This window comes from Erwinia sp. S38 (assembly GCF_016624545.1).
GTDB lineage: Bacteria > Pseudomonadota > Gammaproteobacteria > Enterobacterales > Enterobacteriaceae > Erwinia > Erwinia coffeiphila.
In genome coordinates this window covers 1-21,541 of sequence record NZ_JACVTS010000042.1, presented here as the reverse complement: position 1 = coordinate 21,541, position 21,541 = coordinate 1, and the positions used below count along the sequence as shown (strand labels likewise).

The 21,541-nt window shown below is 53.1% G+C and carries 20 protein-coding genes; 1 reads left to right on the top strand and 19 read right to left on the bottom strand.

Annotated elements, in window-relative coordinates; all coding sequences use genetic code 11:
* Positions 1-215: 215 nt before the first annotated feature.
* From cpoB to sdhC, 19 genes are all read right to left on the bottom strand, one after another.
* Entirely contained in the window at positions 216-1,025 is an 810-nt protein-coding gene (cpoB, locus tag IBT46_RS26380) for a cell division protein CpoB (protein WP_200548053.1), read from the bottom strand.
* 9 nt (positions 1,026-1,034) lie between these two features.
* Positions 1,035-1,550, bottom strand: a complete 516-nt coding sequence (gene pal / locus IBT46_RS26375) for a peptidoglycan-associated lipoprotein Pal (RefSeq protein ID WP_105591097.1) — start codon at positions 1,548-1,550, stop codon at positions 1,035-1,037.
* A gap of 42 nt (positions 1,551-1,592) precedes the next feature.
* Positions 1,593-2,885, bottom strand: coding sequence for a Tol-Pal system beta propeller repeat protein TolB (tolB, locus tag IBT46_RS26370; RefSeq protein WP_105591096.1), 1,293 nt, complete (start codon positions 2,883-2,885; stop codon positions 1,593-1,595).
* 109 nt (positions 2,886-2,994) lie between these two features.
* Positions 2,995-4,308 (bottom strand): cell envelope integrity protein TolA, encoded by a 1,314-nt coding sequence (tolA, locus tag IBT46_RS26365; RefSeq protein ID WP_200548052.1) that lies wholly within the window; start codon positions 4,306-4,308, stop codon positions 2,995-2,997.
* A gap of 29 nt (positions 4,309-4,337) precedes the next feature.
* Entirely contained in the window at positions 4,338-4,766 is a 429-nt protein-coding gene (gene tolR / locus IBT46_RS26360; protein WP_105591094.1) for a colicin uptake protein TolR, read from the bottom strand.
* A gap of 12 nt (positions 4,767-4,778) precedes the next feature.
* Positions 4,779-5,456 carry a Tol-Pal system protein TolQ gene (gene tolQ, locus IBT46_RS26355; RefSeq protein WP_172606538.1) on the bottom strand — a complete coding sequence of 226 codons (678 nt, stop codon included), beginning with the start codon at positions 5,454-5,456 and terminating at the stop codon, positions 4,779-4,781.
* 5 nt (positions 5,457-5,461) lie between these two features.
* On the bottom strand, positions 5,462-5,866 hold the full coding sequence (gene ybgC, locus IBT46_RS26350) for a tol-pal system-associated acyl-CoA thioesterase (protein ID WP_200548051.1): 405 nt from the start codon (positions 5,864-5,866) through the stop codon (positions 5,462-5,464).
* Between the two features lie 250 nt (positions 5,867-6,116).
* Positions 6,117-6,410: a cyd operon protein YbgE gene (gene ybgE / locus IBT46_RS26345; RefSeq protein ID WP_200548050.1), complete on the bottom strand. Its 294-nt coding sequence runs from the start codon at positions 6,408-6,410 to the stop codon at positions 6,117-6,119.
* Positions 6,410-6,517, bottom strand: a complete 108-nt coding sequence (cydX, locus tag IBT46_RS26340) for a cytochrome bd-I oxidase subunit CydX (RefSeq protein WP_105591090.1) — start codon at positions 6,515-6,517, stop codon at positions 6,410-6,412. Before cydX ends, ybgE begins: the two co-directional genes overlap by 1 nt.
* A gap of 14 nt (positions 6,518-6,531) precedes the next feature.
* The gene (cydB, locus tag IBT46_RS26335; RefSeq protein WP_200548049.1) at positions 6,532-7,671 is read right to left on the bottom strand and encodes a cytochrome d ubiquinol oxidase subunit II; all 1,140 of its coding nucleotides are present in this window, start codon (positions 7,669-7,671) and stop codon (positions 6,532-6,534) included.
* Positions 7,672-7,686: 15 nt separating this feature from the next.
* Positions 7,687-9,255 (bottom strand): cytochrome ubiquinol oxidase subunit I, encoded by a 1,569-nt coding sequence (gene cydA / locus IBT46_RS26330; RefSeq protein WP_105591088.1) that lies wholly within the window; start codon positions 9,253-9,255, stop codon positions 7,687-7,689.
* A 606-nt stretch (positions 9,256-9,861) separates the two neighbouring features.
* Positions 9,862-10,737, bottom strand: coding sequence for a succinate--CoA ligase subunit alpha (gene sucD, locus IBT46_RS26325; RefSeq protein WP_105591087.1), 876 nt, complete (start codon positions 10,735-10,737; stop codon positions 9,862-9,864).
* Complete coding sequence (gene sucC, locus IBT46_RS26320) at positions 10,737-11,903, bottom strand: ADP-forming succinate--CoA ligase subunit beta (protein WP_105591086.1); 1,167 nt, start codon at positions 11,901-11,903, stop codon at positions 10,737-10,739. Before sucC ends, sucD begins: the two co-directional genes overlap by 1 nt.
* A 91-nt stretch (positions 11,904-11,994) precedes the next feature.
* The gene (gene odhB / locus IBT46_RS26315) at positions 11,995-13,215 is read right to left on the bottom strand and encodes a 2-oxoglutarate dehydrogenase complex dihydrolipoyllysine-residue succinyltransferase (RefSeq protein ID WP_105591085.1); all 1,221 of its coding nucleotides are present in this window, start codon (positions 13,213-13,215) and stop codon (positions 11,995-11,997) included.
* Positions 13,216-13,229: 14 nt separating this feature from the next.
* On the bottom strand, positions 13,230-16,037 hold the full coding sequence (gene sucA, locus IBT46_RS26310; RefSeq protein WP_200548048.1) for a 2-oxoglutarate dehydrogenase E1 component: 2,808 nt from the start codon (positions 16,035-16,037) through the stop codon (positions 13,230-13,232).
* Between the two features lie 229 nt (positions 16,038-16,266).
* Positions 16,267-16,983 (bottom strand): succinate dehydrogenase iron-sulfur subunit, encoded by a 717-nt coding sequence (locus tag IBT46_RS26305; RefSeq protein WP_105591083.1) that lies wholly within the window; start codon positions 16,981-16,983, stop codon positions 16,267-16,269.
* 15 nt (positions 16,984-16,998) lie between these two features.
* Positions 16,999-18,765 carry a succinate dehydrogenase flavoprotein subunit gene (sdhA, locus tag IBT46_RS26300; RefSeq protein ID WP_105591082.1) on the bottom strand — a complete coding sequence of 589 codons (1,767 nt, stop codon included), beginning with the start codon at positions 18,763-18,765 and terminating at the stop codon, positions 16,999-17,001.
* The gene (gene sdhD, locus IBT46_RS26295; RefSeq protein ID WP_105591081.1) at positions 18,765-19,112 is read right to left on the bottom strand and encodes a succinate dehydrogenase membrane anchor subunit; all 348 of its coding nucleotides are present in this window, start codon (positions 19,110-19,112) and stop codon (positions 18,765-18,767) included. Before sdhD ends, sdhA begins: the two co-directional genes overlap by 1 nt.
* Positions 19,106-19,495 (bottom strand): succinate dehydrogenase cytochrome b556 subunit, encoded by a 390-nt coding sequence (gene sdhC / locus IBT46_RS26290; protein ID WP_105591080.1) that lies wholly within the window; start codon positions 19,493-19,495, stop codon positions 19,106-19,108. The genes sdhD and sdhC overlap by 7 nt, the downstream gene beginning before the upstream one ends.
* A 628-nt stretch (positions 19,496-20,123) precedes the next feature.
* Between sdhC and IBT46_RS26285 the strand changes: the two genes are divergently transcribed.
* A complete protein-coding gene (locus IBT46_RS26285; RefSeq protein ID WP_105591079.1) occupies positions 20,124-21,407 on the top strand; it encodes a citrate synthase in 1,284 nt (427 codons plus the stop codon).
* Positions 21,408-21,541: the final 134 nt, after the last annotated feature.

The window sequence follows — 21,541 nt, the reverse complement described above, 5'->3', positions numbered from 1 at the left end:
TGCGACCAATTGATTAAAAGTCAACTGCTCTACCAACTGAGCTAACGACCCACTTTTGCGCTGCTGGATGCTATTTACATATCCCCCGGCAACGGCGGCATATATTACTGATTTGAATTTCCAGCGCAACCACTATTTCAACACATTACGTTCAACTGCTTAGCTTTCACGCGTTAAGACCAGAATTCAGGCGTATTCTGGTCAAATCGCGCCAGTTAAAGAGCGGCAGAACGCTTTTGCGCCTGTTTTGCCGCTTCACTGTTTGGATAAAGTTTTATGACCTGCTGGTAAACGGCTTTGGCTTTTGCTTTATCGCCCTTCTCCTGCATGATCACCCCAACCTTAAACAGCGCGTCGGCGCTTTTTGGCGATTTAGGGTAATTTTTGACAACGGTGGCGAAATAGTAGGCCGCATCGTCTTTTTTGCCTTTGTTGTAATTCAACTGCCCAAGCCAGTAGTTGGCATTAGGCTGATAGGTTGAATCCGGATACTTTTTCACAAAGGCCTGAAACGCTGCGATAGCCTGATCGTACTGTTTTTTTTCCAGTACCAGCGCCACCGCCGCGTTGTAGTCGGTATTCGCATCGCCGCTTTGCGTCGGTGCGGCCGCTGGAGCCGCCGCCGTTGCATCGCCTGCCGCACTGCCGGTTGCAGCCGCCGCTCCGGCTGCTGCATCTCCCGCACCGCTGGCCTGCGCACCGGCATTAGCGCCGCCGCTGCTCAGAGTGTCAATCTGCTGAAGGATACTTTTCTGTCGCTCAACAACCTGGTTCAGCTGATAGCTGTTTTCCTGGATCTGACCGCGCAAAGAATCGATATCGTTTTGCGTGTCGGAAAGCTGCTGCTGAAGCTGCTGGAGGAGTTGTGCCTGAGCATTAGAAATACGCTCAAGAGTGGTGACGCGGTCTTCGACCGAGCCTGAGCCAACGCTACTGATTGTTGCCTGGGCATTAGCGGCCCAGGGGGCCGCTATGCCAATCAGTAACGACAGACTCAATAGTTGAGTTCTGAAGCTACTAATCATGTGAGTCTCTTAGTAAACCAGTACGGCACGACGGTTTTTAGCATAGGCTGCTTCGTCGTGGCCCAGTACAGCTGGCTTCTCTTTACCGTAAGAAACGATAGAGATCTGGTCAGCAGAAACACCTTTACCCTGCAGGTACATCTTAACTGCGTTAGCACGACGCTCGCCCAGTGCGATGTTGTACTCAGGAGTACCGCGCTCATCCGCGTGACCTTCAACAGTCACTTTGTAAGACGGGTTGCTACGCAGGAAGTTAGCGTGCGCATCCAGCATCTGAGCGAATTCAGACTGGATGTCATATTTGTCCAGACCGAAGTAAACGATGTTGTTCTGCTGCAGCTGCTGCATCTGCAGACGCGCCTGCTCGTCAGAAGACATGTTGCCGCCGTTGTTGTAGCCGCTGTTAGAACCGTCCAGGCCTGCATTGGTCTGGTCGTTGTTGTTGTTCTTATGTGAGCTACAAGCCGCTACCGCGATTACTGGCAGTGCCAGCATTAAGCCTTTCAGCACTTTGTTCAGTTGCATTTTTGATTCCTAATTATTGTTTGTCATACATATTTATATGCATTACAGATACGGCGACCAGGCAGGAAACTTGACCTGTCCATCAGTTGCCGGAAGACGCGCTTTGAAACGCCCATCCGTCGAAACCAACTGCAATACGGAACCCATACCCTGAGTTGAGCTGTAGATTACCATTGTGCCGTTAGGTGCGAGACTTGGCGTCTCATCCAGGAACGTGTCCGTTAATTGTTGAACGGCTCCCGTTACCAGATCTTGTCGGGCGACGTGTTGAGCGCCACCGTTGGTGCTGATCATCACCATTGATTTGCCATCAGCGCTCACGTCCGCATCCTGGTTCTGTGACCCTTCCCAGGTAATACGCTGCGGTGTACCACCGCTTGCACTGACTTTATAAATTTGCGGGCGTCCGGCCTGGTCAGAAGTATAGGCCAGGCTCTGGCTGTCCGGGAACCAGGTCGGTTCGGTGCTGTTGTAACGACCGTCGGTCACCTGGCGGATCTGGCCGGAACCAATATCCATCACGTACAGGTTCAAACTGCCGGTTTTAGACAGAGCGAAAGCCAGCTTGCTGCCGTCCGGTGAGAATGCCGGTGCGCCGTTGTGACGTGGGAACGAAGCAACCTGACGGATAGCACCGTTGGCCAGCGTCTGGATCACCAGCGCTGATTTACCGCTTTCAAAGGTCACATAGGCCAGTTTGCTGCCATCCGGAGACCAGGCCGGGGACATCAGCGGCTGAGGTGAACGGTGAACCACAAACTGATTGTAGCCATCGTAGTCGGAAACGCGCAGCTCATACGGGAACTGACCGCCGTTGGTGGTCACCACGTAGGCGATACGGGTACGGAACGCACCTTTAATACCGGTCAGCTTTTCAAAGCTTTCATCACTGGCGGTGTGCGCCGCATAGCGCAGCCACTGTTTGGTGACTTTGAACTGGTTTTGCGCCAGTACCGCACCCGGGTTGCCGGAGGTATCGACCAGCTGGTAGGAAACCAGATAGCTACCGTCGGCACCAGGCTGTACCTGACCAACAACTACGGCATCAATACCCAGCGCGGTCCATGCAGCAGGCTGCACTTCAGCGGCAGAAGTTGGCTGCTGTGGCAGACGCGAACGGTCCAGCGGGTTGAATTTGCCGCTGTTACGCAGGTCGGCAGCAACGATGCCACCAATATCTTCCGGGGCAGCGCCAGGGCCATCCCACTTAAACGGAACCACGCCGATAGGGCGCGCAGTGTTCACACCCTGAGTAATTTCAATGCGTACTTCTGCATGCGCCACGGCGACAAACAGCAGTAAAAAACTCAGCGCTACACGAAATGCCTGCTTCATTATTTCTCCCTTATCCGGACAAAACGCCCATGATAATTAGCCTTGTATCAACAAACCTAAGAGTACGGCATGTTTAACATAGTTCAACATGCCGCTGGTTACCGGATTCTTACGGTTTAAATTCCAGCGTTGCATCTTTAACAGCCTGCCACACTTCCGGGCTAGGTGGTTTAGGAATCTTCGCCATATTGGCGGCATTCACCGCTGCCTGGCAAAGTGCCGAGTCACCGCCCGCCGGCTTCGCGGAGATCAGTAATCCGTCTGCTGCCAGTTTAATCCGAACATCACAGGTTTTACCGGCGAAGGTATCTGCATCATAGAACTTACTCTGGATCGCACCTTTAACCTGACCCAGATAACTGTCTATTGCCGCGCCGGAGGCACCGGATTTTTTCTGTGTACCCTGCCCTGCAGCGCCGCCACCGCCTGCGGCATTACCTGATTTCGGCGCATTCTTACCGGAGGAGAGATCCCCCAGCAGGTCGCCTACGTCACCGGCATCTTTCGCTGCCTCGGCTGCCGCTTTCTTCTTGGCTGCGGCATCCGCTTTGGCTTTGGCCGCGGCGTCGGCTTTCGCTTTCGCGGCAGCATCGGCTTTTGCCTTCGCTTCAGCGGCGGCTTTCTCTTTGGCTTCCGCTGCGGCTTTTTCTTTTGCTTCTGCGGCGGCCTGGGCTTTCGCCTCGGCAGCAGCCTGCGCCTTGGCTTCCGCTGCTGCAGCTTTCGCATCCGCGGCTGCTTTCACTTTAGCCGCTTCAGCAGCGGCCTGCTTAGCCTGCTCTTCCGCTTTTTTCTTCGCGTCAGCAGCAGCCTTTTTGACCTCTTCTTCGGCTTTTTTCTTGGCATCCGCTGTGGCTTTGGCCTGAGCATCGGCCTCTGCTTTAGCCTGCGCCTGGGCATCGGCCTTGGCTTTCGCCTGGGCATCCGCTTTCGCCTTAGCCTGTGCGTCCGCTTCGGCTTTCGCTTCAGCCTTGGCTTTTGCTGCAGCCGCCTCGGCCTGTTTCTGTTCCTGCTGCGCCTGTTTGGCTGCGGCTTCCGCCTGTTTCTGCTCGGCTGCCTGTTCCGCCGCCTGCTGTTTTGCTTCTTCCTGCGCCTGCAGACGCTCTTTTTCCAGCTGCTTCAGCCGCTGTTGCTCAGCGGCCTGCTTCTGCTGCAGCTCTTCCGCCTGCTGTTTTGCCTGCTTCTGACGCTGCTGCTCGGCGCGCTTGCTGTCGCTCTGCTGATTTTGTTGGCGATTGTACTGTTCAACGACAGCACCAGGATCGACCATCACCGCGTCAATATCGCTACCGCCACCGCCGCCGCTGGCGTCGATATTTTCGTCAAACGAGCTCCATACCAGCGCCGCAATCAAAATGATATGCAGCACCACGGAAATGGTTATGGCTCGTTTTAACTTATCGTCTTGCTCGGTTGCCTTCGACACTCTCGGTTCCCAAAAACGGTTCGGATGAATTAAATCGGCTGCGTCATCAGTCCGACGGACTTAACGCCTGCCTGATGCAGCAAGTTCAGCGCCTTAATGATTTCGTCGTAAGGCACTTCTTTAGCACCGCCAATCAGGAACACGGTCTTCGGATTCGCCGTAATGCGGCTTCGCGCTTCGGCAATCACCTGTTCCGGCGGCAGCTGCTCCATCCGGTCGTGATCGACCACCAGGCTGTACTGTCCGACGCCCGCAACTTCGACAATCACTGGCGGATTATCGTCACTGGAGACTGTTTTTGAATCGGTTGCGTCCGGCAGATCCACTTCCACACTCTGGGTGATAATCGGTGCCGTTGCCATGAAAATCAGCAACAGCACCAGCAGCACGTCCAGCAATGGAACAATATTGATTTCGGACTTCAGATCGCGACGACCGCGACCACGCGTTCTGGCCATAAAACCTCCGACTTACTTGCTTGCGTCGCTGGAGAAAGCCTGACGATGCAGGATAGCCGTAAACTCTTCCATAAAGTTGTCGTAGTTCTGTTCCAGCTTGTTCACACGCTGGTTCAGGCGGTTATAGGCCATAACGGCCGGAATCGCCGCGAACAGACCGATCGCCGTGGCAATCAGTGCTTCAGCAATACCCGGAGCAACCATTTGCAGGGTGGCCTGTTTCACCGCGCCCAGCGCGATAAAGGCATGCATAATCCCCCACACCGTACCAAACAGGCCAATGTAAGGACTGATGGAGCCCACAGTACCGAGGAATGGAATGTGGTTTTCCAACGCTTCCAGCTCGCGGTTCATGGAAATGCGCATGGCGCGCGTCGCCCCTTCCACCACCGCTTCGGGGGCATGGTTGTTCGCACGATGAAGACGTGCAAACTCCTTAAAGCCCGCGTAGAAGATTTGTTCAGAACCGCCAAGTTCATCGCGACGCGCCTGGCTTTCCTGATAAAGACGAGACAGTTCGATACCCGACCAGAACTTGTCTTCGAAGGCGTCCGCATCGCGTGCAGCAGCATTGAGGATACGGGTACGCTGAATAATGACCGCCCAGGAAGCGATTGAAAACCCGATCAAAATCAACATGATAAGTTTGACCAGAAGGCTCGCCTTCAGGAACAAATCAAGAATGTTCATGTCAGTCACTGCTTGAACTCCGCGACAATAGACTTGGGAAGCGCTATCGGCTTCATTAGATGTGGGTTGATGCAGGCGATAAGGACTTCTGCTTCATTGAGCACACGGCCATCTGCATTAAGGATACGCTGGGCAAATGTCATGGTCGTTCTGCTCATGGCAACGACCTCGCTCTGCACGTCGAGCATATCGTCGAGGCGGGCAGCTGCAAGGTAATCGACCGTGATACGACGCACGACAAAAGCGACCTGTTGTTCCAGAAGCGCCTGCTGATTGAAATGGCGCTGACGCAGCATCTCAGTCCGTGCTCGTTCATAAAAAGCGACATAGCTGGCGTGGTAAACCACACCACCGGCATCGGTGTCTTCGTAATAGACGCGAACCGGCCATTGAAACAGCGTTGTACTCACTCTACATCCCGGTAATGCTTAAACGTTGGTACATGAAAACGTTGCTACTATACGCAAGAGATTACGCCTTTGGAATGGGTTGCCAGAGGGGAACGAAAATAATTATCAGCCGGTAACAACTTAGCTGATTTCAGCACATTTAACAGACAAAGACTGACAGAAATGCAGCTAAAAAAAGATTTCTTAGCACTGAATCGAACAGAAGGAAGAAGAGAGTGAAAGGGTCAGCCACTGCTGACCCCAGAGGCGTTTATAAAAAGAAAAATGCCAGACCGATGATAAGTACCACCAGAGCCGGGAGCGGCGAGAAAAATCCCTGCCAGCGCAGGCGGCGCGGACGAAAGCCTACGCCGTGAATCACCCCGCTGCAAACGGCCCACATCAGCACCAGTCCCTGCCAGATGGCAAGCTGGCTACTGTTAGCAGCAAAGCGCGACGGGTCCCAAAACATACAACCCGCCAGCAGCAGTGCGGCTATCAGTGAAAGGGCCCGCAGCGGGCCCTTATCCATCAGCCGATAAAGATAAGCGATGCCCTGCCCCATTAATGTTTATCTTTCGCTGTTGCTTCTGCCTGCTCCAGAGCCAGCGCGGTGATCACACCGAAAGCACAGGCCAGCAGCGTGCCAAGTATCCAGGCAAAATACCACATAGTGTCGCTCCTTCTTAGTAGAGAGAATGGCTGTTACTTTCAATCTGCTCTTTGGTCACGCGACCGAACATTTTGTAGTAACACCAGATGGTGTAAGACAGGACGATTGGCACAAAGATAATTGCCACTACGGTCATTACTCTCAGCGTCAGCAGAGTCGACGTTGCATCCCACATTGTCAGGCTGACATTAGGTACGGTTACTGAAGGCATGATGAATGGGAACATCGCCACGCCCGCGGTCAGGATAACGCAGGCCATCGTCAGAGAAGAGAAGACGAATGCCCAGGCCCCTTTCTCCAGACGAGAACAGAGAATCGTCAACAGCGGCAGCGCAACGCCCAGCGCAGGAATAACCCACAGTATCGGAGCGCTGTTGAAGTTCCGCATCCAGGCTCCCGCTTCATGACTCACTTCTTTCAGTAACGGATTAGAAACGCCGTTATGATCGATAGCGGAGGTCACGACATAGCCATCAATGCCGTAGACAACCCAGACACCTGCCAGCAGGAAGCACACCATCATCACCAGTGCAGAAATCTGCGCGGTAACGCGTGAACGCAGATGCAGTTCACCCACGGTACGCATTTGCAGATAAGTTGCCCCCTGGGTCAGGAACATCGTCAGGCTGACAATACCTGCCACCAGACCAAACGGATTCAGCAGCTGGAAGAAGTTGCCGGTGTAGAATAGGCGCAGATCGCTATCAATATGGAACGGCACACCCTGCAGCAGGTTACCAAACGCCACACCGATCACCAGCGGCGGCACAAAGCTACCGATGAAAATGCCCCAGTCCCACATTCCGCGCCAGCGCATGTCTTCAATTTTCGAGCGGTAATCAAACCCTACCGGACGGAAGAATAAAGACGCCAGCACCAGAATCATCGCTACGTAAAAACCGGAGAACGCTGCGGCATAGACCGTTGGCCAGGCAGCAAACAATGCACCACCGGCGGTAATCAGCCAGACCTGGTTACCGTCCCAGTGCGGTGCAATACTGTTAATCATCACGCGGCGCTCGGTATCGGTTTTACCCAGAATACGCGACAGCATACCCACGCCCATGTCAAAGCCTTCGGTGACGGCAAACCCAATCAGCAGTACACCGATCAGCACCCACCATACAAAACGCAATATCTCGTAAGAAAACATGTGAGAACTCCTGTCTTAGCGCGCCGGCTGCGAATGAGTACTGGACAGCTCATAGTGATAGCGTCCGGTTTTCAGGCTACTCGGTCCAAGGCGGGCGAATTTAAACATCAGATACATTTCCGCGACCAGGAACAGGGTATACAGCCCGCAAATCAGACCCATCGAGAACAACAGGTCACCAGCGGTCAGTGAGGAGTTCGCCACGGCAGTTGGCAGCACTTCACCGATTGCCCAAGGCTGACGACCGTACTCGGCAACAAACCAGCCGGACTCAATAGCAATCCACGGCAGTGGAATACCGTACAGAGCACACTTGAGCAGCGTTTTGCAGTTACCAATCCGGTTGCGAATCACTGACCAGAATGACAGACCGATAATCAGCAGCATCAGCACGCCACAGCCCACCATGATACGAAAGGAGAAATAGAGCGGTGCTACGCGTGGAATTGAATCCTTGGTTGCCATCTCGATTTGCGCTTCGCTGGCATCAGTGACGTTTGGCGTATAGCGTTTGAGCAGCAGGCCATATCCGAGGTCATGTTTCGCCGCATTGAAGGCAGTACGAACAGCCGGGTCCTGGTTGCCGCTACGCAGTTCCTGCAGCAGTTCATAGGCTTTCATCCCGTTACGGATACGGACTTCATGCTGGCCAAGCAGCTCTTTCAGACCGGTTACCTGTTTATCCACCGAACGGGTAGCAATCAGGCCCAGCGCCCAGGGAATTTGCACCGCGTATTTATTTTCCTGCGTATCCTGATCGGGAATACCGAACAGGGTAAACGCAGCAGGAGCCGGCTGGGTTTCCCACTCGGCCTCTATTGCCGCCAGTTTAGTTTTCTGTACGTCACCAATTTCATAACCGGATTCATCACCCAGTACGATAACCGACAGAATAGCGGCCATACCAAAGCTGGCTGCAATCGCGAATGAGCGTTTAGCAAATGCCAGATCGCGGCCACGAAGCAGATAGTAAGAACTGATACCGAGGATAAACATCGCTCCGCAGGTGTAACCCGCAGCAACGGTGTGAACGAATTTAACCTGAGCAACCGGGTTCAGCACCAGCTCAGAGAAGCTGACCATTTCCATACGCATGGTTTCGAAGTTAAATTCTGAGGCAATCGGGTTCTGCATCCAGCCGTTGGCGACCAGAATCCACAGTGCAGAAAGGTTTGATCCCAGCGCAACCAGCCAGGTCACAGCCATATGCTGCACTTTTCCCAGACGATCCCAACCGAAGAAGAACAGGCCGACAAAGGTCGATTCGAGGAAGAACGCCATCAGGCCTTCGATCGCCAGCGGCGCACCGAAGATATCGCCTACGTAGTGAGAGTAATAGGACCAGTTGGTACCGAACTGGAACTCCATGGTGAGTCCTGTTGCGACGCCAAGAGCAAAGTTAATCCCAAACAACTTGCCCCAGAACTTAGTCATATCCTTATAGATTTGCTTACCTGAAAGCACATATACCGTTTCCATTATTGCCAGCAGAAACGCCATACCCAGCGTTAATGGTACAAACAGGAAGTGATACATGGCAGTCAAGGCAAACTGTAACCGCGACAGTTCGACAATATCCAACATTTTGACTCCTTGCTCCGCTAATGGGTCGCGGCAAAAAAATAATTGAGTAAATTACTCAGGTATATTTCGCTGACCCGAAAAAACATAATTATTCCTGGTATTGGTTTCAGACGCATAACAGTGCGCCTCCCGCCAGGGTGCTCTAAAAGTTAAAAACAGGTTAAAAATCTCGGTAAGACTTGCACCAGCTATAATACGCCCCAATAGACTTATATTTAAAGGGGTTTATCGCTGCATTATTGTTTTTCATATCCAGATCAAATTTCAGCACAGGGTGGGCCAGGACATCCGTTTGATATAGCGCAATTTATACCAAAATTGACAAATTCTTCCAGTTAAATACCTGGTAAATAAGTCGCGTTTTTTTGATCTAAAATAATATTTAGACCATTAACAAATGGTAGCAAAGGCAATGTTGTTAATTATTTGTACCTTATATTTACGTAACAGTTAAACATTAAGGTAATATGATGGGCACTTTAAGACATGACGAGAAATATTATATTAAATAATAAATAAGCCATTTTTGATGAACTGCTTAAAGCCTGGCAGAGGATCAAAAAAAAGGCCACCCGAAGGTGGCCAATATGTCGAGTTTTTTTAACGTTATTTCTGTGGCAGAACGGCTTTAACCGCATCGCCGATGTCAGCCAGGCTACGCACGGTTTTAACACCGGCCGCTTCCAGAGCTGCAAATTTCTCGTCAGCAGTACCTTTACCACCGGCGATGATCGCACCGGCGTGGCCCATACGCTTGCCCTTCGGCGCGGTAACACCAGCAATATAGCCAACAACAGGTTTGGTGACGTGTTCTTTGATGAACGCCGCGGCTTCTTCTTCAGCGCTGCCGCCGATTTCACCGATCATCACGATCGCTTCAGTCTGCGGATCGTCCTGGAACAGCTTCAGAATATCAATGAAGTTAGAGCCAGGAATTGGGTCACCGCCGATACCGACGCAGGTAGACTGGCCGTAGCCGATATCAGTCGTTTGCTTAACGGCTTCATAAGTCAGTGTACCGGAACGTGAAACGATACCGATACGACCCGGCTGGTGAATGTGACCAGGCATGATGCCGATCTTACATTCGCCCGGGGTGATAACGCCCGGACAGTTAGGACCGATCATGCGCACACCGGCTTCGTCCAGCTTCACCTTCACGGTCAGCATATCCAGTGTCGGAATACCTTCGGTGATGGTAATAATCAGTTTGATACCGGCATCGATAGCTTCCAGGATACCGTCCTTACAGAACGGAGCCGGAACATAGATAACAGATGCGGTTGCGCCTGTCGCTTCTACTGCTTCACGCACGGTGTTAAATACCGGCAGCCCCAGGTGCTCAGTACCGCCTTTGCCTGGCGTCACGCCGCCAACCAGCTGCGTACCATAGGCCAGCGCCTGTTCGGAGTGGAAGGTACCCTGACCGCCGGTGAAACCCTGGCAGATCACTTTGGTGTTTTTATCGATCAGAATTGACATTATTTACCCTCCGCTGCGGCAACAACGCGCTGCGCCGCGTCACTCAGGCTGGTTGCTGCAATAATATTCAGGCCGCTGTCTGCCAGTTTTTTGGCACCCAGTTCAGCATTGTTACCTTCCAGACGCACAACAACCGGTACGTTTACACCCACTTCCGCCACGGCACCGATGATACCGTCAGCGATCAGGTCACAGCGAACAATGCCGCCGAAGATGTTCACGAATACCGCTTTTACTGCGTCATCGGACAGAATGATTTTAAACGCTTCAGTCACGCGTTCTTTGGTTGCACCACCGCCAACGTCCAGGAAGTTAGCCGGCTGGCCGCCGCTCAGCTTAACGATGTCCATGGTACCCATCGCCAGACCTGCGCCGTTAACCATACAGCCGATGTTACCTTCCAGCGCCACGTAGTTCAGTTCCCACTGCGCTGCGTGTGCTTCACGGGAATCTTCCTGGCTTGGATCGCGCATTTCGCGCAGTTCAGGCTGGCGGAACATCGCGTTACCATCGGCAGTCAGTTTGCCGTCCAGGCAGACCAGATCGCCCTGCTTGGTGATCACCAGCGGGTTGATCTCAACCAGTGCCAGATCGCGTTCCAGGAACAGCGTTGCCAGACCCATGAAGATTTTGGTGAACTGACCAATCTGCTTGCCGGTCAGGCCCAGTTTAAAGGCCAGCTCGCGACCCTGGAAAGGCTGCGGGCCAGTCAGTGGGTCCAGCGCCATTTTATGAATCAGGTGCGGGGTCTCTTCCGCCACTTTTTCAATTTCCACGCCGCCTTCGGTCGACGCCATAAACACAACACGACGCGTTGCACGATCAACCACTGCACCCAGATACAGCTCCTGGTCGATGTCGGTCGCGGCTTCAACCAGAATCTGGTTTACCGGCTGGCCGTTAGCATCGGTCTGGTAAGTGACCAGGTTTTTACCCAGCCAGTTTTCAGCGAAAGCACGAATGTCTTCTTTGCTGTTAACCACTTTCACACCGCCCGCTTTACCGCGGCCACCGGCATGAACCTGACATTTCACTACCCACGGACCGGCGCCGATTTTAGAGGCGGCTTCTTCTGCTTCACGTGGCGTGGTGCAGGCATAACCGGTTGGTGCCGGTAAGCCATACCGTGCAAACAACTGTTTTGCCTGATATTCGTGTAAGTTCATGATGTTCTATCCATTCAGGTCTGAAAAGACTTAGCCGTCAACAACGGCTACACATAGGATGGGTGCGGCACGGGGCCGCACGCCAGGGGTTTTAAACGTCCAGCAGCAGACGAGCCGGATCTTCCAGCAGCTCTTTAATCGCCACCAGATAGCCGACGGATTCGCGGCCATCAATCAGACGGTGATCGTAAGAAAGTGCCAGATACATCATTGGCTGAATCACAACCTGACCGTTTACCGCCATAGGACGATCTTTAATGGCATGCATGCCCAGGATCGCGCTCTGGGGTGGGTTGATGATCGGCGTGGACATCAGTGAACCAAAGACGCCGCCGTTGGTAATGGTGAAGTTACCGCCGGTCAGTTCATCTACGGTCAGCTTGCCGTCACGGCCTTTAATAGCCAGCTCTTTAATTTTCTTCTCGATGTCCGCCATGCTCAGGGCATCAACATCTTTCAGCACCGGAGTCACCAGGCCACGTGGAGTGGAGACTGCAATGCTGACGTCGAAGTAGTTGTGGTACACCACGTCTTCGCCGTCGATTGAGGCATTCACTTCCGGGTAACGCTTCAGCGCTTCTACCACGGCTTTGATGTAGAAGGACATAAAGCCCAGACGCACACCGTGACGTTTTTCGAAGGCTTCACCGTACTGCTTACGCAGTGACATGATTGGCTGCATGTTCACTTCGTTGAAGGTGGTCAGCATGGCGGTGCTGTTTTTAGCCTGCAGCAGACGTTCAGCTACGCGCTTACGCAGACGAGTCATCGGCACGCGTTTTTCACTGCGGTTGCCCAGCGAACTGGCCGGTGCAGCTTCAGCTGCTTTAGGTTCGGCGGCTTTCGCTGCCGGTGCCTTAGCCAGGTGTTTCTCCACATCTTCACGCGTCAGACGACCGCCGACTCCGCTACCTTTAATTGCGGCTGCATCAAGGTTGTGCTCCGCAATCAGGCGACGAATTGCCGGGCTCAGGGCATCGTTGCTCTCTTCTTCCAGAGAAGCGCTCTGACGCTGTGCCGGAGTCGACTCTTTACTGTCGGCTTTCGCTGACGTTTCTTTGCCCGCGCTGTTGCCCTCTTTCAGGCGACCCAGCACCTGACGAGACGTTACGGTTGCACCTTCATCTTCAACGATCGCTTCCAGTACACCGTCTGCTGAAGCTGGAACTTCCAGGATCACTTTGTCAGTTTCGATCTCGACCAGCACTTCATCACGCTGAACGCTATCGCCAGGTTTTTTATGCCAGGTTGCAACAGTCGCATCAGCAACGGATTCTGGCAGATCGGGAACAAGAATCTCTACACTACTCATTATTTTTCCTTAATTTATTCAACGTTCAGCGCGTCATCAACCAGATCTTGCTGCTGCTTCTGGTGAACGGACATATAGCCAACTGCCGGCGATGCAGAAGCGGGACGACCGGCATAACGTAATGAAGCCCCAAACGGCACGACTTCGCGGAAATGATGCTGACTGCAATACCATGCACCCTGGTTCAGAGGCTCTTCCTGACACCAGACAAAATCATGCACGTGAGCGTACTGCTGCAGGATATCCTGTACCGCTTTATGCGGGAACGGATACAGCTGCTCGATACGAACGATGGCCACGTTGGTTTGCTCGTTTTTACGACGTTTTTCCAGCAGGTCGTAATAAACCTTACCGGAACACAGCACAACGCGCTTCACGCCCTGCGGATCAAGCTCATCGATTTCACCGATAGCAGGCTGGAAACCGCCGTTAGCCAGTTCTTCCAGAGAAGATACCGCCAGCGGATGACGCAGCAATGACTTCGGTGACATCACCACCAGCGGACGGCGCATACCGCGCAGCGCCTGGCGACGCAGCATGTGATAAACCTGAGCCGGTGTGGACGGCACGCAAACCTGCATGTTCTGCTCGGCGCAAAGCTGGAGATAACGCTCCAGGCGTGCGGAAGAGTGCTCCGGTCCCTGACCTTCATAACCGTGCGGCAACAGCATCACCAGGCCACACATACGGCCCCACTTCTGCTCGCCGGAGCTGATGAACTGATCGATTACCACCTGAGCACCGTTGGCGAAGTCGCCAAACTGCGCTTCCCAGATGGTCAGGGTACGTGGTTCTGCGGTGGCGTAACCGTATTCAAAGGCCAGTACCGCTTCTTCTGAGAGTACAGAGTCCCAGACTTTGAAGGTCCCCTGCCCATTGTGTACATGCTGCAGTGGGGTGTAGGTAGAACCATTAGCCTGGTTGTGGATCACCGCATGGCGATGGAAGAAAGTACCGCGCCCCATATCCTCACCGGACAGACGGCATGGGATGCCCTCATCAACCAGCGTGGCGTAGGCAAGGTTTTCAGCTGCGCCCCAGTCGAACAGTTTATTACCCGCGGCCATTTCGGCACGGTCGTTATAAATTTTCGCTACGCGCGACTGCATTTCAACCGCTTCCGGCACCGTACTGATGCGCTTAGCCAGTTCCTGCAGGCGCTTCAGATCTGTGGTTTCCGGATATTTCTCGTCCCACTCGTGGTTAAGATAAGGAGACCAGGTAAAGGAGTGCAGGCTCATCGGACGCCACTCAGGCACCACGCATTCACCGGCATCCAGAGCATCACGGTACAGATTGACCATTTCCGTGGCATCTTCCAGGCTGGCGACCTTCTCGGCTTCCAGCTTGTCAGCATAGAGTTTACGCGGCGTAGGGTGTTTCTTGATTTTCTGGTACATCACCGGCTGCGTCGCACTTGGCTCATCAGCTTCGTTGTGGCCATGACGGCGATAGCAAACCAGATCGATAAAGACGTCGCGTTTGAAGGTGTTACGGAAATCCAACGCCAGACGAGTGACAAAGGCAACGGCTTCCGGATCGTCCGCGTTTACGTGGAAAATCGGTGCCAGCACCATTTTACCAATATCGGTACAGTACTGAGTCGAACGGGCATCTTTCGGGTTTGAGGTGGTGAAACCAATCTGGTTGTTGATCACGATACGTACGGTACCGCCCACTTCATAACCACGAGCCTGCGACATGTTCAGGGTTTCCTGCACCACGCCCTGCCCGGTGACTGCTGCATCGCCATGAATGGTAATCGGCAGTACTTTATTGCTGCTCGGCTCATCAAGACGATCGAGGCGCGCGCGAACGGAGCCCATAACCACCGGGCTAACGATCTCCAGGTGTGATGGGTTAAATGCCAGCGCCAGGTGCACGCTGCCACCCTCTGTTTCAACGTCAGAGGAGAAGCCCATATGGTACTTAACGTCGCCGGTACCCAGATGTTCTTTATGCTTGCCGGAGAACTCGTCGAACAGCTCCTGCGGCCTTTTACCCAGCACGTTGATCAGCACGTTAAGACGTCCGCGGTGCGCCATACCCAGCACCACTTCACGCGTGCCGCTCTTACCGGCATGACGGATCATCTCATTGAGCATTGGCACCAGTGCATCGCCGCCTTCCAGTGAGAAGCGTTTAGCTCCCGGGAATTTCGCCCCCAGATAGCGCTCCAGACCTTCTGCTGCGGTCAGCTGCTTGAGGAAGCCTTTCTTCTCTTCTGGAGAGAACGAAGCGCGCCCCATTACCGACTCAAGACGCTGCTGAATCCAGCGCTTCTCATCGGTATTAGTGATATGCATGTACTCAGCGCCGATGGAACCACAGTAGGTTTGCTTCAGTGCTGCATACAGGTCGGACAGCTTCATCGTGTCTTTGCCGATGGCAAATGAACCGACGTTGAAACTCTCCTGGAAGTCAGCCTCACTTAATCCATGATAGGCAGGATCAAGATCCGGAACCGTCTCCAGTTTCCACAGCCCTAACGGATCGAGGTTGGCATGCTGATGTCCGCGGAAACGGAAGGTGTTAATCAGCTGGAGAACCTTGACCTGCTTGGCGTTGGTTTCAGGATCGCTAACGGAGGTGGTATAACGCGATGCGTCTTTCGCCAGACGACGGAAGTACTCGCGAGTCGTGGAATGAAATTGCTCAGGTTTAACCCCAGTACCGGGAAGCTGCTGGAAAAGAGATTTCCATGCATCATCGACAGAGTCAGGATCGGTTAAAAAGTCCTCATAGAGTTGCTCTATGTAGGACTGGTTCGCGCCGGCCAGCCAGGAGGAGTCCAGCCAGGGTTTCATCGCGCTGTTCTGCATTGTGATCCCTTAAGCATTTTTTGCTTTTTTTCGCCGTGGTTGTTTAATGGAACCTTTGCAAGTCCCGCGCCGCGTAAACGGCTTACCGAAATACGGTTCTTCGATACGAGCGACCGGCCCGTAAGGGAACCTTTGCAAGACGTTTCCAACAACTGCACTCTATTGGAAACATCTTACAAAGATGTCCTGTTAAAACTCCGGGAACCAGAGGTTCCCGGAAACAACACTATTATGCACCACGCTGCAGCAACATCGACTTGATATGGCCGATGGCTTTGGTCGGGTTTAGCCCTTTCGGGCAGACACTGACACAGTTCATGATGCTGTGGCAGCGGAATACACTGAAAGCATCACTCAGATTATCCAGACGCGCATCGGTTTCTGTATCGCGGCTGTCAATCAGGAAACGGTACGCAGCCAGTAACCCTGCCGGGCCAATAAATTTGTCCGGGTTCCACCAGAATGACGGACATGAGGTGGAACAGCATGCACAGAGAATACACTCATACAGGCCATCCAGTTTTTCACGCTGCTCCGGCTGCTGTAAATGTTCCCTTGCTGGTGGTTTTTTCCCATTATTCAACAGGTAAGGCTTAATCTTCTCATACTGAGCATAGAATTGCCCCATGTCTACCACCAAATCACGAATAACCGGTAATCCAGGCAGCGGGCGGATAACAATTTTCTTTTTGCCGTTGCCCAATGCGGAAACCGGTGTGATGCAGGCCAGACCGTTTTTACCGTTCATGTTGATACCGTCAGAACCACATACCCCTTCACGGCACGAACGGCGGAAGGCTAATGTCGGATCTTTCTCTTTCAGACGCATCAGCGCATCCAGCAGCATCATGTCGCGGCCTTCTTCAGACTCCAGCGTGTAATCCTGCATCCGCGGAGCATCATCGACATCCGGGTTGTAACGATAGATGGAAAATTCGAGTCTCATGTGTTTCTCCGCAAACTAGTAAGTACGCGCTTTCGGCGGGAAGGCCGCACGCAGTTTCGGCTGCATGTTCACCTCACGGCGAGTCATGCTTTCACTTTGCGGCAGATACAGGCTGTGACATAACCAGTTCGCATCATCACGCTCAGGATAGTCGAAGCGGCTGTGCGCTCCACGGCTTTCGGTGCGGTAGTTAGCCGACACCGCGGTGGCATAAGCCGTTTCCATCAGGTTATCCAACTCCAGGCACTCAACGCGCTGGGTGTTGAAGTCGCTGGAACGATCGTCAAGACGGGCATTTTTCAGGCGCTCACGCAGAACTTTAAGTTCGGCCAGGCCTTTCGCCATCGCATCACCTTCACGGAATACCGAGAAGTTATTCTGCATACAGGACTGAAGCGCTTTACGAAGCTCGGCAGGATCTTCACCCGAAACGTTGTTATTCCAGCGGTTCAGACGTGCCAGAGAAGCTTCGATCTCTTCTTCTGTCGCATCGCGCAGCTCACCCTGCTCGGCGATAGATTCCTGCAGGTGCACACCCGCAGCACGGCCAAAGACCACCAGATCGAGCAGCGAGTTGCCGCCCAGGCGGTTAGCACCGTGTACCGATACGCAGGCGATTTCGCCCACGGCAAACAGGCCAGGGATCAACACATCTTCACCCTGTTCATTTACCGTCAGCGCCTGGCCGCTTACGCGGGTCGGAATGCCGCCCATCATATAGTGGCAGGTCGGGATAACCGGGATCGGCTCTTTCACCGGATCGACGTGCGCAAAGGTACGGGACAGCTCGAGGATGCCCGGCAGACGCGCTTCTAAAACATCTTTACCTAAGTGATCAAGCTTCAGCTTGGCGTGCGGGCCCCACGGACCATCGCAGCCGCGGCCTTCACGAATCTCGATCATGATCGAGCGTGCAACCACATCGCGACCGGCGAGATCTTTCGCATTTGGCGCGTAGCGTTCCATGAAGCGCTCACCGTGCTTGTTCAGCAGGTAACCACCCTCACCACGACAGCCTTCCGTTACCAGTACACCGGCACCGGCAATCCCCGTCGGGTGAAACTGCCACATTTCCATATCCTGCACCGGCACACCGGCACGCAGTGCCATACCCACGCCGTCACCGGTGTTGATATGCGCATTGGTGGTTGACTGGTAGATACGTCCGGCACCGCCGGTTGCCAGCACGGTAGCGCGGGCTTTGAAGTAAACCACTTCACCATCTTCAATATTCAGTGCGGTACAACCCACGATGGCACCGTCGGCGTTTTTCACCAGGTCCAGCGCGTACCATTCGGAGAAGATAGTGGTGTGGTTTTTCAGGTTCTGCTGATACAGCGTATGGAGAAGCGCATGGCCGGTACGGTCAGCGGCTGCTGCGGTACGAGCCGCCTGCTCGCCGCCGAAGTTCTTCGACTGGCCGCCGAACGGACGCTGGTAGATTCGGCCATCATCAAGACGGGAGAACGGCAGGCCCATATGCTCCAGTTCCAGAATCGCTTCCGGACCAACGTTGCACATATATTCAATCGCGTCCTGGTCTCCGATGTAGTCGGAACCCTTGACGGTATCGTACATGTGCCATTCCCAGTTATCTTCGTGGCTGTTACCCAGCGCTACGGTAATACCGCCCTGAGCAGACACGGTGTGGGAACGGGTTGGGAAAACTTTCGACAACAGGGCACAGGTCTGGCCCGATTGGGAAATTTGTAGTGCGGCGCGCATACCTGCACCACCGGCACCAATAACTACGGCATCAAATTCTCTGACTGGCAAACTCATTACGCACCCCACACCACTACAGTTCCATAAATTGCATATACCAACAGCGCAACCACAATCACCAGCTGCAGCATCATGCGCAGCGCCAGTGGTTTAATGTAGTCGGTCAGTACCTGCCACATACCGATCCAGCCGTGCACCAGGATGGAGAACAGCGTCAGAAGGGTGAAAACTTTAGTAAAGGAAGAGGCGAAAAAACCACGCCAGATGTCATAGGTCAGGGTGCCAGACATCACCAGAAAACCGAGGATATAAATCACATAGAGGGTCATCACCATGGCGGCGGCACGTAGCAGCAGCCAGTCATGGATGCCATTACGACCCAGTGCAGAAGCATTGCTTACCATACAAGGACTCCAGCCAGGATTGAGAGCACGACAGTAATACCGAACGCAATTTGCGCAGAAAGTTTGCCCGTTTCTAATGTTTCACCCAGATAGCCAAAGTCCATCATTAAATGGCGAATGCCGCCGGCAATGTGATAAGCCAGCGCGGTCAGAATGCCCCACATAATGAATTTAGCGATAAAGCTGTCCATCACGGCGGATGCCTGCTGGAAGCCTTCGGGTGAAGAGAGTGACAGACCCAGTAACCAGAGCAGGATCCCGATCGCCACGAAGGTGATCACACCGGAAACGCGGTGGAGAATGGATGCTATTGCAGTAACGGGAAACCGGATCGTAGTGAGATCCAAGTTGACAGGTCTTTGTTTTTTCACGGTTTTGCCCACACAGCTTTTCTTATTTTGCTTCCTCCGGTCCTGAGGGCGGGTCAGACAGCGTTAACAAGTCAAACATTGCGCCAGGCACCTAAAACAACATCCAGTGTCAAAACGACGCGTATGAAACGCTGGGTGGCTCCTACAACAGGGTATTCCCGGAGACCTGGCGGCAGTATAGGCGGATCACATTCTCATTACAATTCCCCTACAAACACTTTGGAGACATTTCGATAGAACAGTGATCGCATTCACGGTTTTCATATTTGATACAAATTTAATTATCTGATTTGACATAACTTCAACATCTCTGTTACAAACTGAGCAATAAAAGTTCTATGATGCACAAAAGTTATGGGGATACACTTTCCCCTAAGCACAAGTTATGTAACATTGAGTCGTATTCTTTATAAAGCAACGGTATTGGTTATAACGTAAGCATGTTTAGACCGGATCTCTTAACTACCATGCTACACTCTCAGGAATGTGCCTAACCCAGCCCACGAGCGCCCGTCACTCTGTACCCTGCACGCCTTAAAGATGCCACAGAGATGATTACCTTCTGCGCCTGGCAATGAGCTGGGAGTGCGTGACTTCCCGGTGTTAAAGATCCCTATATAAGGCGCTAAGGAGACTATAAATGGCTGATAAAAAAGCGACGCTAACCCTCGAAGGCGAAGCTCCTATTGAACTTAATGTGCTTAAAGGCACATTAGGTCAGGAAGAGATTGATGTCCGGGCTTTAGGTTCTAAAGGGTATTTCACCTTTGATCCAGGCTTTACCTCTACCGCGTCCTGCGAATCAAAAATTACCTACATCGACGGCGATGAAGGCATTTTGCTGCATCGTGGTTTCCCCATCGATCAGCTGGCTCTGCATTCCAACTATCTGGAAGTCTGCTACATCCTGTTAAACGGCGAAGCCCCGACAAAAGCCCAGTTTGACGAATTCAGAACGACAGTGACTCGCCACACCATGCTGCACGAGCAGATCCATCATCTGTTCCGCGGCTTCCGTCGCGACTCGCATCCGATGGCCGTTATGTGCGGCGTAACCGGCGCGCTGGCTGCTTTCTATCATGATGCCATGGACGTTAACATTGAGCGCCATCGTGAGATCGCCGCTTTCCGCCTGCTGTCTAAAATGCCTACCATGGCGGCAATGTGTTACAAATATTCAATCGGTCAGCCGTTTGCCTATCCGCGCAACGATCTTTCCTATGCCGGTAACTTCCTGCACATGATGTTCTCCACACCGTGTGAGGATTATGTCGTGAATCCGGTACTGGAAAGAGCGATGGATCGTATTCTGATCCTGCATGCCGATCACGAGCAAAACGCCTCCACCTCTACCGTACGTACCGCCGGTTCTTCCGGTGCGAACCCGTTTGCCTGTATCGCCGCGGGCATCGCCTCGCTGTGGGGACCGGCTCACGGCGGCGCGAACGAAGCCTGCCTGCGTATGCTGGAAGAGATCAGCACCGTTGAACACATTCCTGAGTTCCTGCGCCGCGCCAAAGATAAGAACGATTCGTTCCGTCTGATGGGCTTCGGCCACCGCGTGTACAAAAACTACGATCCGCGTGCCACCGTGATGCGTGAAACCTGCCATGAAGTGCTGAAAGAGCTGGGTATGAAAGATGACCTGCTGGAAGTCGCCATGGAACTGGAGCACATCGCACTGAACGATCCGTACTTTATTGAGCGCAAACTCTATCCAAACGTCGACTTCTATTCCGGCATCATTCTGAAAGCCATGGGCATTCCATCTTCAATGTTTACCGTTATCTTCGCGATGGCGCGTACCGTTGGCTGGATTGCACACTGGAAAGAAATGCACGATGACGGCGTGAAAATTGCCCGTCCGCGTCAGCTGTACACCGGCTACGACAAACGCGATTTTACCTCTCATCTGAAGAAGTAACTGCGAGGCTGGCCTGATTTTCAATCAGTGTCAGAAAAGAGCCAGTAAAAAGTCGGGATCTGCATCCCGGCTTTTTTTATTTCTGTGACCCGTCCTGAATAGCGTTGACACGTTCCCGACTTAAATACGGAGAA